Annotated in this window: 15 protein-coding genes and 1 riboswitch; of the genes, 14 read left to right on the forward strand and 1 reads right to left on the reverse strand. The window is 67.2% G+C overall.

The genetic code is table 11. From position 1 onward, the window contains the following. The 8 genes from EJK91_RS10345 to EJK91_RS10380 form a co-directional block, all read left to right on the forward strand. Positions 1-271 (forward strand): WXG100 family type VII secretion target (locus EJK91_RS10345; protein WP_164517931.1); only part of this gene is annotated, 271 nt, incomplete at its 5' end. Between the two features lie 193 nt (positions 272-464). Then, positions 465-650, forward strand: a riboswitch (M-box (ykoK) riboswitch). A gap of 435 nt (positions 651-1,085) precedes the next feature. Next, complete coding sequence (locus EJK91_RS10350) at positions 1,086-2,270, forward strand: PPE family protein (RefSeq protein WP_125078892.1); 1,185 nt, start codon at positions 1,086-1,088, stop codon at positions 2,268-2,270. Between the two features lie 21 nt (positions 2,271-2,291). Further along, the gene (locus EJK91_RS10355) at positions 2,292-3,002 is read left to right on the forward strand and encodes an MgtC/SapB family protein (protein ID WP_024442751.1); all 711 of its coding nucleotides are present in this window, start codon (positions 2,292-2,294) and stop codon (positions 3,000-3,002) included. Between the two features lie 40 nt (positions 3,003-3,042). Then, positions 3,043-3,966, forward strand: coding sequence for a sterol desaturase family protein (locus tag EJK91_RS10360; RefSeq protein WP_024442752.1), 924 nt, complete (start codon positions 3,043-3,045; stop codon positions 3,964-3,966). A 120-nt stretch (positions 3,967-4,086) separates the two neighbouring features. Next, positions 4,087-4,638: a LysM peptidoglycan-binding domain-containing protein gene (locus EJK91_RS10365; protein ID WP_024442753.1), complete on the forward strand. Its 552-nt coding sequence runs from the start codon at positions 4,087-4,089 to the stop codon at positions 4,636-4,638. A 116-nt stretch (positions 4,639-4,754) separates the two neighbouring features. Further along, positions 4,755-5,429 (forward strand): Rv1815 family serine proteinase, encoded by a 675-nt coding sequence (locus EJK91_RS10370; protein ID WP_125078893.1) that lies wholly within the window; start codon positions 4,755-4,757, stop codon positions 5,427-5,429. Next, on the forward strand, positions 5,426-5,926 hold the full coding sequence (locus EJK91_RS10375; protein WP_024442755.1) for a VOC family protein: 501 nt from the start codon (positions 5,426-5,428) through the stop codon (positions 5,924-5,926). Before EJK91_RS10370 ends, EJK91_RS10375 begins: the two co-directional genes overlap by 4 nt. Positions 5,927-5,978: 52 nt before the next feature. Further along, positions 5,979-7,430 (forward strand): FAD-binding protein, encoded by a 1,452-nt coding sequence (locus tag EJK91_RS10380; protein WP_125078894.1) that lies wholly within the window; start codon positions 5,979-5,981, stop codon positions 7,428-7,430. On the opposite strand, the gene EJK91_RS10385 is transcribed toward EJK91_RS10380, so the two are convergent. Beyond that, a complete protein-coding gene (locus EJK91_RS10385; RefSeq protein WP_125078895.1) occupies positions 7,427-9,361 on the reverse strand; it encodes an ABC transporter ATP-binding protein/permease in 1,935 nt (644 codons plus the stop codon). The two genes, EJK91_RS10380 and EJK91_RS10385, sit on opposite strands and share 4 nt — an antisense overlap. Before the next feature lie 183 nt (positions 9,362-9,544). Between EJK91_RS10385 and secA2 the strand changes: the two genes are divergently transcribed. From secA2 to gcvH, 6 genes are all read left to right on the forward strand, one after another. After that, entirely contained in the window at positions 9,545-11,905 is a 2,361-nt protein-coding gene (gene secA2, locus EJK91_RS10390) for an accessory Sec system translocase SecA2 (RefSeq protein ID WP_125078896.1), read from the forward strand. 9 nt (positions 11,906-11,914) lie between these two features. Next, the gene (locus tag EJK91_RS10395; RefSeq protein ID WP_024442759.1) at positions 11,915-12,517 is read left to right on the forward strand and encodes a CDP-alcohol phosphatidyltransferase family protein; all 603 of its coding nucleotides are present in this window, start codon (positions 11,915-11,917) and stop codon (positions 12,515-12,517) included. Then, the gene (locus EJK91_RS10400; RefSeq protein WP_024442760.1) at positions 12,510-13,439 is read left to right on the forward strand and encodes a DUF881 domain-containing protein; all 930 of its coding nucleotides are present in this window, start codon (positions 12,510-12,512) and stop codon (positions 13,437-13,439) included. Before EJK91_RS10395 ends, EJK91_RS10400 begins: the two co-directional genes overlap by 8 nt. An 88-nt stretch (positions 13,440-13,527) precedes the next feature. Next, on the forward strand, positions 13,528-13,860 hold the full coding sequence (locus EJK91_RS10405) for a small basic family protein (protein ID WP_024442761.1): 333 nt from the start codon (positions 13,528-13,530) through the stop codon (positions 13,858-13,860). Between the two features lie 5 nt (positions 13,861-13,865). After that, entirely contained in the window at positions 13,866-14,639 is a 774-nt protein-coding gene (locus tag EJK91_RS10410; protein ID WP_125078897.1) for a DUF881 domain-containing protein, read from the forward strand. Positions 14,640-14,667: 28 nt separating this feature from the next. Continuing rightward, positions 14,668-15,081: a glycine cleavage system protein GcvH gene (gene gcvH / locus EJK91_RS10415; RefSeq protein ID WP_046301319.1), complete on the forward strand. Its 414-nt coding sequence runs from the start codon at positions 14,668-14,670 to the stop codon at positions 15,079-15,081. Positions 15,082-15,130 lie beyond the last annotated feature (49 nt).

Genomic DNA, 15,130 nt, shown 5'->3' on the forward strand with positions numbered 1-15,130 from the left:
CCAGTTCGGTGATGTGGATGCCCACGGTGCGTTGATTCGTGCTCAGGCGGCGTCGTTGGAGGCTGAGCACCAGGCGATCGTGCACGATGTGCTGGCKGCCGGTGATTTCTGGGGTGGCGCGGGTTCGGTGGCGTGCCAGGAGTTTGTGGCGCAGTTGGGCCGCAACTTCGCGGTGATCTACGAGCAGGCCAACAGCCACGGTCAGAAGGTGCAGTCGGCCGGCAACAACATGGCCAACACCGACGCCTCGGTGGGTTCCAGCTGGGCCTGATCGCCCCGCACTTTCGCAGCGCGGCAGCACACCCGATCCATGGGTGTGCTGCCGCGTTTTGCATTCTCGAGAAGGCCTATTTCGGCCGAAGGCAAGCGCTTTCGCCTCCGGTGCGCAATGATCTGGACGATGCCGTCGGCGTCCCGGCGGTTCGGATTGACCCCTGCCACCCCACTGGTGCACTATGGTTAAGCAAGCACCTCGTTAGGTGAGGCGTCTGCACGGATACAGGCCACTGACCCCGAACGTCGAAAGACGCCCCGGGTCAGGACAGCTCCTCCCGGATTAAGGGTTGAGCCCAAGTGGCTTCCGGGTCTGCACATTAGTGCAGGCCAGGACACGCCGTGCAGTGCCGAAGCTCTGACGAGAGGGGTGCGGATCTCGGTTGTCGCCGGGCTACTTCACCTCTTCGTGCATACGTGCAGGCACCCGCGCGTGCCCAGGCCGAGAGGAGGTGAGAGCGACATTGAGTCCGAGTGATAGTTCCTATCCGGGATCGGTGGTCGTCTCCTTCGATCTCGGTACTGCTTTCACCATGTGATTCGCACCGGCGCTGAACTCGTCGACTGGCGTACCTCCCCGTAGCGGAAGGCGCCAGGCTTCGGCATGCCCTGAAATCGATTGGTAACTCGACCTATTCGTCGAGCGGACGATCGGTCTGGCATGAGTTGCTCCGGCATGTCGCCATGACCGCTGTCCCGATTCTCCTGCCGTCCGGATTACGGCTGCAACACATATCGGGCATCGACTCCGCCTGCACATCCCCAAGACCAGCCATTCGTGGCCGAAAAACCACCCAAAAAGGAGCAACGCCATGGACTTCGGAGCATTTCCGCCGGAAATCAACTCAGCACGTATCTACACCGGCCCCGGTTCGGGACCGATGATGGCCGCCGCGGCGGCATGGGACAAGATGGCCGCCGAGCTCAGCTCGGCCGAGGCCGCCTATCAGGCCGTCATCAACGGACTTGTCAGCGAAGGCTGGATGGGGCCGGCTTCGGATGCAATGGCTGCCGCGGCGACCCCCTACGCGGTATGGATGGGCGCCACCGCCGCCCGGGCAGAGCAGGCCGCCATGCAGGCCAAGGCGGCGGCCGCGGCGTTCGACGCCGCATATGCGATGACGGTCGCGCCCCCGTTGATCGTCGCCAACCGGTCTGCGCTCGCAGCGCTCGTGGCGACCAACGTCCTCGGCCAGAACGCTGCCGCGATTGCCGCCACCGAGGCGCAATACGGCCAGATGTGGGCCCAGGACGCCGCCGCGATGTATGGCTACGCGGCGTCATCAGCGGTGGCCACCAAGGTCACGCCGTTCACCGCGCCGCATGAGGTCGTCGACCCGTCGGCGCAGGGTGCCCAGCAAGCCGCGGTCTCCCAGGCCGCCGGCACGGCCGCTACGTCGAACGCGCAATCCGCAGCGTCCCAGGCGCTTACGAATACGCCGCAGGCGCTGCAGGCTCTCGCGACACCGGTGCAGCCGCCGCTGACGGGCGGTGAGGCGATCAGCACCGGCGACCTGACGAACGGCGTGACCAACCTGATGAGCAGCTCGTTCAGCCCGATGGGCGCGGCGGCGATCTCCAGCTTCGCCGCCGACATGGCAGTGGTGCGTGGCGCTGCCATCGCCGCCGGCGATCCCCTGGGCTTGGGCGCGATCGACCCGTTCACGCCCACCATCGGGGGGCTTGGCGCCGGACTCGGCAACGGAATGCACGGGCTGAGCCCGCTCGGGATGGCCTCGGGTTCCATGGGAAACGCGCCCTCGGTGGGTGCCATGTCGGTCCCGAAGACGTGGGCCGCGTCGGTTCCGGCCACCGGTCCCGTCGGGGGAGCCGCGGCAACCGGGTGGACGGTGTCGGCACCCGCGCCTCAGGCGGGCCCGGCCGGCATGCCCGGGGTGCCGCTGGCGGGCGCCGGGCAGGGCCGCAACTACGGTTTTGCCGCCCCGCGGTACGGCTTCAAGCCCACCGTGATGGCTCGGCCGGTGGTCGCCGGCTAGGCATGTGTCATCGTTGACGTCATGCAGACGCTGAGCGTCGCCGAGTTCACGTTGCGACTGGCTGTCGGGCTGGGCTGCGGTGCACTGATCGGGCTGGAAAGACAGTGGCGTGCCCGAATGGCGGGACTGCGTACCAATGCGCTCGTGGCCGCCGGCGCGACGCTGTTCGTGCTGTATGCGGTCGCCGTGGAACCCAACTCGACCCGCGTCGCGTCGTACGTGGTGTCGGGGGTGGGCTTCCTCGGCGGCGGGGTGATCCTGCGCGAGGGGTTCAACGTCCGCGGTCTCAACACCGCGGCCACCCTGTGGTGTTCGGCCGCGGTGGGCGTGCTGGCGGCAGCCGGCGATCTGGTGTTCGCGCTGATCGGGACCGGCGCGATCGTCGGCACCCATCTGCTGCTGCGGCCGCTGGGGCGGTTCATCGACCGTGATCAGCACGTAGAGGAGGACGAACCGCATTCGCCTTACGAAGTGCAGGTGATCTGCCGGCCGAAGTCCGAGAAGTACCTGCGCGCCCAGATCGTGCAGCACACCGCCAGCAACGACCTGATCCTGCGGGGGATTCACACCGTTCGCGCCGGCGAGGACAACATCGCGCTCACCGCGTCGATGCTGTCGGACAGTCGGGCGCCGGACCGGCTTGAGCGCCTGGTGAGCGAGTTGTCACTGCAGCCGGGCGTCTACGCGGTCCAGTGGCATGCCGAAGATCAGTCGTCGCTGTCACCGGACTGAGCCCGGCGACGTCTAGGCTGTTGTTCCGGAGGTAGCGACGGTGGATGCGTTCGCAGCGGTGTGGTCGGCGTTGCCCGGGCCGATGCGCGACCCGGTTATCTTTGCCGTGCCTTTTTTCCTGCTGCTGCTCTCGCTCGAGTGGTTCGCCGCGCGCAAACTGGAGCAGTCCGAAGCAGAGCTGGTGCCGGTCGGGGCCTATCGCACCCCGGACGCCTGGGCGAGCATCTCGATGGGCCTGGTGTCCATGGCCACCACCGCCGGCTGGAAGTTCGTCGCGCTGCTGGGTTACGCAGCCATCTATACCTACCTCGCGCCGTGGCATCTGTCGCCGCAGCGCTGGTACACCTGGGTGATCGCACTCGTCGGGGTGGATCTGCTCTACTACACCTACCACCGCATCGCGCATCGGATCCGGCTGATCTGGGCGACTCATCAGGCGCACCACTCCAGCCGCTACTTCAACTTCGCCACGGCGCTACGCCAGAAGTGGAACAACAGCGGCGAGATCCTGATGTGGATTCCCCTGCCGCTGTTGGGCATTCCGCCGTGGATGGTGTTCGCCAGCTTTTCGGTGAGCCTGGTCTACCAGTTCTGGGTCCACACCGAGCGGATCGACAAGCTGCCTCGGGCAGTCGAGTTCATCTTCAACACTCCATCGCATCACCGGGTGCACCACGGCATGGACCCGGAGTACCTGGACAAGAACTACGGCGGGATCCTCATCATCTGGGACCGGCTGTTCGGCAGCTTCGCCGCCGAGCGGTTTCGCCCGCATTACGGGCTGACCAAGCCGGTCGACACCTTCAACATCGTGACCCTGCAATTCCACGAGTACGCCTCGATCATCGCCGATGTACGCCGTGCGACGCGGTGGCGCGACCGGCTGGGCTACATCTTCGGACCGCCCGGCTGGCAGCCCGTGGGCCCGGCAGCGGCCGTCTCCCAGCAACCGAGATTGCCGTGACGTAATGCGGGGCACACCGGCGGGTGTTCGCCTAGGCTGACTAACGTCGCATCGCAGCGACAACGCCCGGCGAGTCAGGCCGCGGCGGGCCGATGAAAAGGGGACAACGTGGCACAGAGCTTGGGAGACACGCTCACGGCAGGTAAGAAGCTCGTCAAGGGCGAGTCGCTGACCTCTAACAACGGGGCTTACACCCTGACGCTGCAGGAGGACGGCAACCTGGTGCTGGCGGCGAGGGGCAAAGCGATCTGGGCATCGGGTACCAACGGCAACGACGTGGTCCGTGCCGAGGTGCAGGCGGACGGAAACTTCGTGCTCTACACGGCCGACAAGCCGATTTGGCACACCGACACCAAGGGCAAGAAGGACGTCAAGCTGGTTCTGCAAGACGACCGCAACCTGGTGCTCTACGCTGCCGACGGCGCGGCCTGGTCCACCAAGACCGAGACCGACGCCCCGCCGCCGGAGGAGCCCAAGGCTGAAGAGGCGCCGGCTCCCGTGGAGGAGGCCGCACCCGCGGCACGCACCTACACCGTGGTCGCCGGTGACACCCTGTTCGCCATCGCCGAGCGGTTCTACGGCGACGGCAACAAGTACCCGCAGATCGCGGAGGCCAGCGGCATCGCCAACCCTGACCTGATTCACCCCGGCCAGGAGCTGACGATCCCCTGATCGCCGCACAACGCCGCCGCGGCGGCCCGGATCCCTTGGGGCCGGGCCGCCGCGCTGCGACATGGTGGCTTGATCCGGCCGGACCGAAACCGGCCCTCAACGATAGGAGTCGACGGTTGCGCAGGCGCGTTGCGCGGGTGCTGGCGGTGCTGCTGGGGATCGGTGCGACAGTTGCTGGGCCGACGGTCTTTCCGGCTAGAGCCGATCGGGTGCTGGTGTTCCCCGGGATGGAGATCCGCCAAGACACCCACGTCTGCACTCTCGGCTACGTCGACCCGGTGATGCGGATCGCCTTCACCGCCGGCCATTGCCGGGGAAGCGGAACCGTCACCGACCGCGGCGGGGCGGTCATCGGCAGGTTGGCGACCTTTCGCGACAACACTCCCAATGGTTCGACCGTCAACACCGACCAGGTGATCGCCGACTACGAGTCGATCGTGCTGGCCGACGATGTCGACGTCAACGATGTCCTCCCGGGCGGGCTGCAGCTGCAGGCCGGCCCCGACACCGAGCTGAAACCCGGTGATCCGGTCTGCCACTTCGGCATCGTGACCGGCGAGACCTGCGGCAACATCGAACGGGTCAACAACGGATGGTTCACCATGACGCGCAGCATTCGCAGTCAGCAGGGTGACTCCGGCGGCCCGGTGTATGCGCCGGGCGGCTCCGGCCCGGCCCGGATCGTCGGGCTGTTCAACAGTGTCTGGGGCGAATTCCCCGCCGCGGTGTCATGGTCGGCGATCTCGCAACAGGTCCGTGAAGACGTCGGCGTGCCGACCCCGCTGTCGTGACCCCGCCGCCTCGACCACCCATCCAGATCGCATGGGTCACAAACGATCTCGACGCCACCGAGTCGACGCTGACCGCGTTGCTCGGCGTGCGCAAATGGATCCGTATGCCCGGGGTGCACTTCGCCCCGGACACCTGCAGCTACCTCGACGAGCCGGCTGATTTCGTCGCCGACATCGCGCTGAGCTACGTCGGCGACATGCAGTTGGAGCTGATCGCGCCGGTGCGCGGACGCAGCCTCTACGACGACTTCCTCCGTGCCCACGGGCCGGGCCTGCACCATGTCTGCATCGAGGCCGAGGATCCCGAAACCTTCGACGTTATGCTGAGCGACACCGCCGAACAGGGCGCCCAGGTGGTAGCCCGGGGCGTGATGCCCGGCGGTATGCAGTTCGCCTACATCTCAGCTCCGGACGCCGGCATCCCTTACCTGGAGATCGCCTACATCCCAGCCGAGATCCGAGCGGTCTTCGACTACATCAAACAGGAGCAGCGGTAACCACCGCATCGGCGCCGATGGCCAGCGCCGGCGACGAAGAGGAGTGGCGGCAATGAGCACCCAGATCCCGGACACCACCAGTGCCGAAACGGTTTCGGAGTGGTCCGACGAGTTCGACGTCGTGGTGATCGGCTTCGGCATCGGTGGCGGCTGCGCGGCCGTCACCGCGGCGGCGGCCGGGGCTCGGGTCCTGGTCCTGGAGCGGGCCGCCGAGGCCGGTGGCACCACCGCCATGGCCGGCGGCCATTTCTACCTCGGCGGTGGCACTGCGGTCCAGGAAGCCACCGGGCATGCCGACACCGCGGACGAGATGTACAAGTACCTGGTCGCGGTGTCGCGCGAACCCGAGCACGACAAGATCCGGGCCTACTGCGACGGCAGCGTCGAGCACTTCAATTGGCTTGAAGACCTCGGAATTGCGTTCGAGCGCAGCTACTACCCGGAGAAGGCGGTGATCCAGCCCAACACCGAGGGGCTGATGTTCACCGGCAACGAGAAGGTGTGGCCGTTTTTGAACGAGGCCGTTCCGGCGCCACGCGGGCACAAGGTTCCGGTGCCCGGTGACACCCAGGGCGCCAAGATGGCAATCGACCTGCTGCTGAAGCGGGCCGACAACCTCGGGGTGACGATCCGCTACGAAACCGGTGCCACCGGGCTGGTCACCGACGCCTCCGGCGCCGTCGTGGGTGTCACGTGGAAGCACTTCACCGAAAGCGGTGTGGTCAAAGCGAAGTCGGTGGTGATTGCCGCCGGTGGCTTCGTGATGAACCCGGAGATGGTCGCCCAGTACACGCCGAAGCTCGCCGAGAAGCCGTTCGTGCTGGGCAACACCTACGACGACGGGCTGGGCATCCGGATGGGGATGTCGGCGGGCGGCGCCACCAAGCACATGGACCAGATCTTCATCACCGCGCCGGTCTACCCGCCGTCGATCCTGCTGACCGGCATCATCGTCAACAAAGAGGGCAAGCGCTTCGTCGCCGAGGACTCCTACCACTCGCGCACCTCGGGATTCGTCATGGACCAGCCCGACAGCGCGGCCTTCCTGATCGTCGACGAGGCCCACATGCGCAAGCCGCAGGTGCCCTTGGTCCCGCTGATCGACGGATGGGAGACCGTTCCGGAAATGGAAGCCGCACTGGGCATTCCGGAAGGAAACCTGGTCGCGACACTGGACCGCTACAACACCTACGCGGCGCAGGGACAGGACCCGGACTTCCACAAGCAGCCGCCATTCCTGGCTCCACAGGACAATGGCCCGTGGGGCGCTTTCGACCTATCGCTGGGCAAGGCGATCTACGCCGGCTTCACCATCGGCGGGTTGGCGACGTCGGTGGACGGCGAGGTGCTGCGCAGTGACGGCCAGCCCATTCCGGGGCTCTACGCCGCCGGAGCCTGTGCGGCCAACATCGCCCAGGACGGTAAGGGATACGCCAGCGGGACCCAGTTGGGTGAGGGCTCGTTCTTCGGCCGGCGCGCCGGGGCGCACGCGGCAACTCGTTAGACCGCAGACAGGTCCCAGCGGCCCTGGCCGAGCAGCTCCAGCACGTGCTTGTGGTGCTGGCGCACCGTGTGCCGGTGGCTCACGCTGACCAGGATGGTGTCGGGCAGCTCGGAGCGCAGCAACCGGTACAGCGTCAGTTCCAGGCCTTCGTCGAGCGCCGATGTCGACTCGTCGAGGAAGGCAGCCTTGGGCCGCGTCAACAGGATTCGGGCGAATGCCACCCGCTGCTGCTCACCGGGCGAGAGCACCTTGGCCCAATCCTCGACGTCGTCGAGCCGGTCGACGAGATTCGGCAGCGACACCTTGACCAACGCCTCGGTGATCTCGGCATCGGTGACCTCGCCGGCCGACAGCGGGTAGGACACCACCGCCCGCAGATCACCCAGCGGGATGTAGGGCAGCTGCGAGATGAACATCGTGGCGTTGACCGCATCGGGGCGCCGCAGGGTTCCCGACGCGTACGGCCACAACTGGGCCAGGCTGCGCAGCAGCGTCGTCTTGCCACTGCCCGATGGTCCGGCGATCATCAGCGCATCACCGACGCCCAGCTGCACATCGAGCGCCTCGATCAGCGGGACACCCTCGGGGTTGCGCACCTCGACGCCCTCCAGCGCCACCGTGCCGTCCGGGCTGGGCTTGACCAGCAGCTCGGGAAGATCGCGGGCCTCGCGGTTGGCCTCCAGCAGGCCGTGCAGACGAATGATCGACGCCCGGTAACCGGCGAAGTTGTCGTAGGCGTTGCGGAAGAACGACAGGGAGTCAGAGATATTGCCGAACGCCGACGCGGTCTGCGCCACCCCGCCGAACATGATCTGTCCGGAGAACAGTCGCGGCGCCTGGATCACCCAGGGCAGCGGCACGATCGCCTGGCTCACCGACAGGTTCCAGCCGGCGAATCCGATGGTCCGGTTCACGAAGTTCAGATAGTTGGCGATGATCGCCCGGAACCGCGTCCGCAGCTGGACCCGCTCAGCCAGCTCGCCCCGGTAGAACGCCACCGACTCGGCGGCGTCGCGCACCCGCACCAGCGCGTACCGGAAGGCGGCGTTGGTGAGCTCATTGCGGAAGCTCAACCGGATCAGCGGACGGCCGATCCAGAACGCGACAATGGTCGCGATGGCCACATAAACCAAGACGATCAAAAACATCGCCCGCGGGATGTCGAACCCGAACACGGTCAGCGTGCCCGACAGGTTCCACAGGATGGCGGTGAACGACACCACCGTGACCATGGACTGGACGGCACCGAACAACAGCGTGCTGCCGGTGCCGTTGGACGGTGCGTTGACGTTGGCGCCGTTGCCCGCGGTGAAGATGTCGATGTCCTGCTGAATACGCTGATCCGGGTTGTCGATGGCGCCTTCGATGGCTTCGCCGACGGCCGGGTCAAGCGGTGTCTTGACGAAGTGGGCCCGGTAGTAGGCCCGCCCGTCCAACCAGTCCCCGGTCAGGCGATCGGTGAGCCAGATGCGCCAGTTCACCATGAAGTGCTGGGTCAGATAGATGTCGAGCATCACCCGCGCCACGTGCAGCACGGCCATCAGGCTGAAGATGCCGATCGACATCCAGAATCCGTGTACGCCGGACTGTTTGATGGCCTCGTCCCCGCCGGCGGCGCCCTGGAAGGCGGTCTGCAGCGACGAGTACATGTCGTTGCCCTGGAAGCTGAACAACACGTTGAGCCGGACCGCGGTGATCACCGACAGCAGCAGCACGCCCAGCATCAGCCAGACACGCAGGCTGTCCCGCCCGGTGAAGTAAGCGCCGCTGATCTCCCAGAACTGGCGTCCCCATCGGGTGCTGACCCGCAGCAGGGCCGCCACTGCCAGCACGCTCACGGCGCTGATGGTCCAGGCCAGTGCGATCCACACCAGCGAATCGGGCAGCGCATGCCCCCAGTCGATGGACGGATTGAACAGCTTCGAGTCCACTGCCGATGTCTCCTTGCCGTCCGTATCGCCGCAATCGCGTCGCGGCCGGTATCCGAATCGGGAAATCCCGTGCGAAACCTACCGCAGCAGTGCGGCGTCGTGCCGGATAAGCATGGCCCGGCAGCCCGCCGACGCGACGGTGCCCCCGGCTTGCAAGCGCCGGCCACCGCGTACCGTTGTGCTGTGGCTAACACCTCCAAGACTGTCTCCGGAACGCGAACCAAGTCGGGTCGGCTCAGCGGGAAATTCTGGAAACTGCTGGGCGCCAGCACCGAGAAGAACCAGAGTCGTTCGATGGCCGAGGTCACCGCGGCCGGCGAGTACGCCAAGAAGGCCGCTGGACTCGATGACGAGCAGCTGCGCAAAGCCGCGCAACTGCTCAAACTCAAGGAGCTGGCCGACGCCTCCGACATCCCGCAGTTCTTGGCGATCGCCCGGGAAGCCGCCGAGCGCAGTATCGGGCAGCGTCCGTTCGACGTTCAGCTGCAGGGCGCACTGCGGATGCTGGCCGGGGATGTCGTCGAGATGGCCACCGGCGAAGGCAAGACGCTCTCCGGTGCGATCGCTGCCGCCGGATACGCCATCGGTGGCCGGCACGTACACGTGGTCACCATCAACGACTACCTCGCGCGTCGCGACGCCGAATGGATGGGTCCGCTGCTGGAGGCTCTGGGGGTCACCGTCGGGTGGATCACCGAAGAGTCCACGGCGGCCGAGCGCCGCGCCGCCTACCAGTGCGATGTCACCTACGCATCGATCAATGAGATCGGCTTCGACGTGCTGCGTGACCAGTTGGTCACCGACGTCGACGATCTGGTCTCGCCCAACCCGGATGTGGCGCTGATCGACGAAGCCGACTCGGTGCTGGTCGACGAGGCGCTGGTGCCGCTGGTGCTGGCCGGCACCACCCACCGGGAGACGCCCCGGATGGAGATCGTCGAGCTGGTCGGGCGGCTCAAACCCGGCGTGGACTACGACTCCGACGAGGACCGGCGCAACATCCACCTCACCGAGGTGGGCGCGAACAAAGTCGAGAAGGCGCTCGGTGGCATCGACCTGTACTCCGAGGAGCACGTGGTCTCCACGCTGACCGAGGTCAATGTCGCCCTGCACGCGCATGTGCTGTTGCAGCGCGACGTGCACTACATCGTCCGCGACGGCAAGGTGCAGTTGATCAACGCCTCACGCGGCCGGATCGCGGCCTTGCAGCGCTGGCCGGACGGCCTGCAGGCCGCGGTGGAGGCCAAAGAAGGCATCGAGACCACCGAGACCGGCGAGGTGCTCGACACCATCACGGTGCAGGCGCTGGTCAATCGGTATCCGACCGTGTGCGGTATGACCGGTACGGCGTTGGCGGCCGGCGAGCAGTTGCGGCAGTTCTATCAGTTGGGGGTCTCGCCGATCCCGCCGAATATGCCCAACATTCGCGAAGACGAGGCGGACCGGGTCTACATCACCGCCGCGGCCAAGAACGACGCCATCGTGGCCCACATCGTCGAGGTGCACGCCACCGGGCAGCCGGTGCTGGTCGGCACCCACGATGTCGCCGAGTCCGAGGAACTGTACGAGCGGCTGCGCAAGCGCGGTGTCCCGGCGGTGGTCCTCAACGCCAAGAACGACGCCGAAGAAGCCACGGTGATCGCCGAGGCCGGCAAGCTCGGGGTGGTCACGGTGTCCACCCAGATGGCCGGCCGCGGCACCGACATCCGCCTGGGCGGCTCCGAAGAGGCTGATCACGACGCGATCGTCGAGCTGGGCGGCCTGCACGTCATCGGCACCGGGCGCCAGCACACGCAACGCCTCGACAACCAGTTGCGGGGCCGGGCCGGTCGTCAAGGCGACCCGGGATCGTCGGTGTTCTTCTCCAGCTGGGAAGACGACGTCGCCGCGACCAACCTGGAAGCCAACAAGCTGCCGACCGAGACCGACGACGACGGTCGGATCCTGAGCCCGAAGGCCTCCGGCCTGCTCGACCACGCGCAGCGCATCGCCGAGGGCAAGCTGCTCGACATCCACGCCAACACCTGGCGGTACAACCAGCTGATCGCCCAGCAGCGCGCGATAATCGTGGAGCGGCGCAACACGCTGCTGTCCACCCCGGCGGCTCGCGAGGAGCTGGCCGAGCTCACCCCGAAGCGCTACGCGGAGTTGAAGGACCAGCTGGGGCAAGACGGGCAGGACGGCGAAGCCAAGCTGGAGAAGATCTGCCGGCTGATCATGCTCTACCACCTGGACCGCGGCTGGGCCGACCACCTCGCCTACCTGGCCGACATCCGCGAGAGCATCCACCTGCGTGCCCTGGGCCGGCAGAACCCGCTCGACGAGTTCCACCGGTTGGCGCTGGATGCGTTCGCCTCACTGGCCGCCGACGCCATCGAGGCGGCCCAGCAGACGCTGGAGACCTCGGACTCGATCGAATCCGAGCCGGGGATCGACCTGTCGAAGCTGGCCCGGCCCACCTCGACGTGGACCTACATGGTTCGCGACAACCCGCTGAGCGACGACAGCATGGATGCGCTGAGCCTGCCCGGGATCTTCCGCTAGGGGGTCGGTATGACTGTCGGCTCCGGCTCCGATCGCGTTGAGGACCGGGTGCTCACCGTGCCCAACGTGATCAGCCTGGCCCGCCTCGGCCTGATCGGCGTTTTTCTTTATCTGCTGCTGATCGCGCGGGCCGACGGACCGGCAGTGGCGACCCTGATGCTCAGCGGTGCCTCCGACTGGGCGGACGGCAAAGTGGCTCGCCTGTTCAACCAGTACTCGACGCTGGGGGCGCTGCTCGACCCGGCGATCGACCGGCTTTACATGCTGGCGATTCCGGTCGCATTCGGCGTGCGGGGCTTGGTGCCCTGGTGGATCATCGGCGTGCTGCTGGCCCGGGATCTGCTGCTTGCCGCCACCCTGCCGGCGCTGCGTAGCCGGGGACTGACCGCGCTGCCGGTGACCTACGTGGGCAAGGCGGGCACCTTCGCGCTGATGTCGGCGTTTCCGCTGATCCTGCTGGGGCAGTGGGATCAGCTGTGGAGCCGCGTGGTGCTCTCGGCCGGCTGGGCCTTCCTGATCTGGGGCCTGGGCATGTACCTGTGGGCGTTCGTGCTGTATCTGGTCCAGGTGAGACTGGTGGTCCGCACCATGCCGAAGGTTGCCGGTGGCTGAGCCGTTTTTCGCGCTGAGTGGCTACGACTCTCAGGGGGCGGGCGCCCACGAGGCCGGCAGGCCGCGGAAATTCGCGGTGCCGTCTTTGCTGCGCTCCCTGTTGTCCGAACATCTCGACCCCGGCTACGCCGCGGCGGCAGCCCGGCGTGCACGCCGCACCGCACCCCCCGCTGCCACCGCCCGGGTCGCGGGGTGGGCATGGGAGGCGGCGGCGGCGTTGCTGGTGGCGGCGGTGTTCGCCGTCGCGGTGGCGCAGGCCCGGTCGGTGGCTCCCGGGGTGCACGACGCCCAACAGGTGCTGGCGACGAATGTCCGCGCGGCCGAAGCCGTCACCGGGAGGCTGGCCGACAAACGGGAGACCTACGCCAACCGGGTCGACGAGTTGCGCCGGCACCGGCTGGCCGACGACGCCCAGGGCCAGCGGGTGTTGGCCGGCCTGGACGCGCTCAGCCTGGAGGCCGCCGGCACGCGGGTGAGCGGCCCCGGGCTCACCGTCACCGTCACCGACCCCGGAGCCGGGCGGAATCTCTCCGATGCCTCCAAACAGAGGGTGTCGGGCAGTCAGCAGATCATCTTGGACCGCGACCTCCAGCTGGTCGTCAACTCGCTGTGGGCCAGCGGGGCCGAGGCGATCGCCGTCGGAGACGTCCGCATCGGGCCCAACGTCACGATCCGGCAGGCCGGCGGAGCCATCCTGGTCGACAACAAACCGATCAGCAGTCCCTATTCGCTGCAAGCCATCGGGCCGCCCCGCGAACTGCGCGACACCTTCGACCGCAGCCCCGGGCTGTACCGGCTAAGGCTGTTGGAGGCGTCCTACGGGGTGGGGGTTCGGGTCGACGGGCGCAGCTCGGCCGACCTCACGCTGCCGGCCGGCTCGGTGCGAGATGTCCGGTTTGCCAAACAGATAGGGGCGTCGTGACGCAAGCTAGCGCTGCGGGTCGTGACTTGGCCGGCTTGGCCGTCGTGGCCCGCACGGATCCGGTTCGGGAGGCTGGAGTGATGTCGCAATGATCGGTATCGCCGCGCTCATCGCCGGCATCGTCTTGGGACTGCTCTTTCACCCCAGCGTGCCGGAGGTGGTTCAGCCCTATCTGCCGATCGCCGTGGTGGCCGCGCTGGACGCCGTGTTCGGCGGCCTGCGTGCCTACCTGGAGCGGATCTTCGATGCGAAGGTGTTCGTCGTGTCGTTCGTCTTCAACGTTCTGGTGGCCGCTCTGCTGGTCTACCTCGGTGACCAGTTGGGGGTCGGCACCCAGCTGTCCACCGCGATCATCGTGGTGCTGGGCATTCGCATCTTCGGCAACGCGGCGGCGCTGCGGCGACGGCTGTTCGGGGCCTGACACACATGAGTAGCGCCGATCCGGCATCGCACGGCCGTCACGAGCTGCCGCAGCCACCTGCTCGGAGCGGTGTGCCGCCGCCCCGCGGCCGTTCCGGACCGGTGTTCAGCGTGCTGGGGATGCTGTTGTGTCTGCTGCTGGGCGTGGCGATCGTCACTCAGGTCCGCCAGAACGACTCCGAGGACGCGCTGGAGACGGCCCGCCCCGCTGACCTACTGGTGCTGCTGGATTCGCTGCGCCAACGCGAGGCCACCCTCAACACCGAAGTCGCCGAACTTCAGCAGACGCTCAACGCCCTGCAGGAGTCCGGCAGCAGCGACCAGGCCGCCATCGAAAACGCCCAGGCGCGGTTGGCCGCGCTGGCGATCATGATCGGCACCGTGGGCGCGGCCGGTCCCGGCGTGGTGATCACCGTGGACGATCCGACCCGCGGGGTGGCGCCCGAGACCATGCTCGACGTGATCAACGAACTGCGGGCAGCCGGTGCCGAGGCGATGGAGGTCCGCGACGGCACCAAGGCAGTGCGCATCGGGGTGGATTCGTGGGTTGCGGGCACGCCCGGTGCGCTGGAGTTCGACGGCACGGCTCTGGCGCCCCCGTATTCGGTTCTGGCGATTGGGGATCCCCCCACCCTGGCGGCCGCAATGAACATTCCCGGCGGGGCCGTCGACAGCGTCAAGCGGCTTGGCGGCGCCATGGCGGTGCAGCAGGCCGACCGTGTTCAGGTGACCGTGTTGCGACAACCGAAACCCCGCCAATACGCTCAGCCAGTCAAGTGAGCCCGACAGCGCAAGGAGCACCATCACCGTGAGCTCGGAAAGTTTAGTTCCAGCCGACCTGTACTACACCGCTGAGCACGAGTGGGTTCACCGCACCGGCCCGGACACCGTCCGCGTGGGCATCACCGACTTCGCGCAGGCCGCCCTCGGTGACGTGGTCTTCGTGCAGCTGCCCGCAGCGGGCACCGAGGTCACCGCCGGAGAGGCCTTTGGCGAGGTGGAGTCGACCAAGTCGGTCTCGGACCTCTACGCACCGATCACCGCATCGGTGAGCGCGGTCAACGCCGAACTGGACGCCAACCCGCAGTTGGTGAACTCCGACCCCTACGGCGCCGGCTGGCTGCTGGAACTTCAGGTGGCGAACGCGGATTCGGCGGCGCTGGACCAAAGTCTGGCGGGGCTGCTGACCGCCGACGCCTACCGGGCGACGTTGTCGGAATGACGATTGTTAGCCTGCCTGCCGGGACACGCTGGGCATCCGGCGACACGAT

Source organism: Mycobacterium sp. P7213 (assembly GCF_900604305.1).
Classification (GTDB): Bacteria; Actinomycetota; Actinomycetes; order Mycobacteriales; family Mycobacteriaceae; genus Mycobacterium.